This window comes from Microcella sp., assembly GCF_033763155.1.
GTDB lineage: Bacteria > Actinomycetota > Actinomycetes > Actinomycetales > Microbacteriaceae > Microcella.
The window spans coordinates 1-2,362 of the sequence record NZ_JANRKZ010000032.1 but is presented as its reverse complement, the minus strand read 5'-3'; the positions used below and the strand labels follow the sequence as shown (position 1 = coordinate 2,362).

The window sequence follows — 2,362 nt, the reverse complement described above, 5'->3', positions numbered from 1 at the left end:
CCGGCGATGCGCGAGATCGGAAAGTCCCTTGAGCGAAGTGCGACAAAGAATCTCGACATTTCCGGTCTCGTGAGTGCACTTGACGCGTTCGCGGCAGCATCAGTCAGATCACGCGTCGAACGTGAGCGACGCAGCGAGGGCGACGATTGAACGCCGAGGGGGCATACACGACGCCGGCGGGGGTCGAAGCCGCAATCAAGCAAGCAGCGATTGACGCGAGCGCAAACGACTCTTCAGTAAACGTCAACGAGCGCATCAGGCAAGAACACTTCCGTCGATTCCTCAGCCGAGTCTTCGCCGATGGAGAGCGGTCGGAGTGGCTGTTGAAGGGGGGAACCGGCATGCTCGCGCGCGTTCCGTCGGCGCGCGCGACCAAAGACGTTGACCTCTATCGAGCGGGGTACACGCTCGACCAAGCGCTGGACGACCTCCGGAAACTGGTCACCGTCGACCTCGCCGACCACTTCCGATTCGAATACGTCTCGCACGTCAACAGCCTTGGCGGCCCTGGCCAACCCTATGTTGACGGCTACACAGTGACGTTCGATGTTTACGTCGGTACTCAGCGGCGCGGTCAGATCAAAGTCGATCTCAGCACCGGCGCTGGAGTCACTGATGAGGTCAGTCTCATCACGCCCGCGAACGCGCTGCACCTTCCGCGGTTGGAAAGCAACCTCTACAGGGTTTACCCGGTCGTCGATCAAGTTGCTGACAAATTGTGTGCGACGCACATGCTGTATTCCGGGACACCTTCGAGCCGCCAAAAAGACCTGGTTGACCTCGTGGTGTTTGCGAGAACACACGACATCAACGGTATTGCTCTTCGAACGGCCATCGAGACGGAGGCCAGGAGAAGAGGGCTTGATTCCTTTACCCGCGTCCAGCTTCCGAAGACGTGGGGACGGGAGTACTCGCAGATGGCCAAGCGTGTACCGCACTGCGAGGGCTTTACCGAGATTGAGAAAGCGCGGGCCCTGATCGAAGACTTCATTGAACCTTCGCTTCGAGGCGAAGTCGATGCGCAAACGTGGATGTTCGAGCGACTCGCGTGGGAGTAGCCGACGGTCGTTGACGTGCACTGGTCAAGAATGTGCGCGCCTAGCGCCTAGGCCGTAGTTGACTCGGCTTTGGCCAGCGCGCCCGTGCGGCCGAGGCTCGTGCCACACGCGCGCGCGAGCTCGGCCAGTTCGGTGACGTCGTGCCGCTTGGCCGCGTGCACGATGATCGCGGCACACGCCTCAGCGTCAGCGAGGGCATCGTGGTGCGCGAAGTCTTCGAAGCCGGCAGCCATCGCGGCAACCGGCAGGCGGTAGGAGTCGAGATGGTAGGTCTTGCGGGCAATCCGCAGACTGCACACATACGAGAGGCTCGGCACTTCGAGCGCGCTCGCCTGCTGCGCCGCGCTCAACACGCCCATGTCGAACCCCGCGTTGTGGGCTGCGAGGGTGTCGCCGTCGACGAACTCGAGAAGGGCATCCACCTGATCGGCCCATAGCGGTGCGTCGATGATGTCGTCGGCGGTGATTCCGTGGATGCGCGTGTTCCACTCGAGCATGTCGTCAAACCCGAACGGCGGACGAATGAGCCAGCCCGCCCGATCAACGACTTTGCCGTCGCGCACCTTGACGAGCCCCACCGAGCACGCTGAGGCCGCGTGGTTGTTGGCGGTCTCGAAGTCGATGGCGGTGAAGTTCAGGGGCACGTCATGATGCTCGCATGAGCCGCCGACGCGGGCCCTCGGGCACGCCGCGCGGGCCTAGCCTGAGTGGGTGCACCTGCTCCGTCGCTACTCGCCCGCCGTGCTCGCCCAACTGTTCTGGGCGATGAACTTTGTCGTCGGCGATCGCGTCATTGCCGAGTTCACGCCGCTCGAGCTCACGTTCTTCCGGTGGCTCGGGGCCTTTCCGATCTTGCTCGTCATCACCCTGTGGATCGAGCGCGATCGGCTCGACAAGTGGACGCTCGCGGCGCGGGAGTGGTGGATTCACATCGTCCAGGCCGTGCTGGGCATGGTCGGCTACACCCTGCTGCTGTATGCAGCGCTCGACACCACGTCGGCGGTCAACGCGAGTGTGATTAGCGCCATCAACCCGGCCGTGATTGCGCTCGCTGCGGTCGTGGTGCTGGGGGAGCGCATCCGTCGCGGGGGCGTGCTCGGCATCGCGATCTCGTTCGTCGGCGTCGTGATCGTCGTGTTGCTCGGCGGCTCGGGCGGTCTCGCTGACGTCAGCGTCGCGATCGGCGACCTGCTCATTCTCGGGGCGATTCTCGCGTGGACGGCGTACGTCATCATCAGCCGGCGCATCCAGACGCCGCCCATCACGGCGACGACCGTGCAGGTGGGAATGAGCGCGCTCATGCT

3 protein-coding genes are annotated in these 2,362 nt (G+C 63.5%); 2 read left to right on the top strand and 1 reads right to left on the bottom strand.

Annotated features, from left to right (window positions below):
• The first annotated feature begins 146 nt into the window (after positions 1-146).
• Positions 147-1,058: a nucleotidyl transferase AbiEii/AbiGii toxin family protein gene (locus SFU54_RS01320; RefSeq protein WP_319014511.1), complete on the top strand. Its 912-nt coding sequence runs from the start codon at positions 147-149 to the stop codon at positions 1,056-1,058.
• Between the two features lie 47 nt (positions 1,059-1,105).
• Here SFU54_RS01320 and SFU54_RS01315 read toward each other — a convergent pair whose 3' ends face one another.
• Positions 1,106-1,702 (bottom strand): exonuclease domain-containing protein, encoded by a 597-nt coding sequence (locus SFU54_RS01315; RefSeq protein ID WP_319014510.1) that lies wholly within the window; start codon positions 1,700-1,702, stop codon positions 1,106-1,108.
• A gap of 67 nt (positions 1,703-1,769) precedes the next feature.
• On the opposite strand from SFU54_RS01315, the gene SFU54_RS01310 reads away from it, so the two are divergent.
• On the top strand, positions 1,770-2,362 hold a 593-nt coding region (locus SFU54_RS01310; RefSeq protein WP_319014509.1), incomplete at its 3' end, for a DMT family transporter.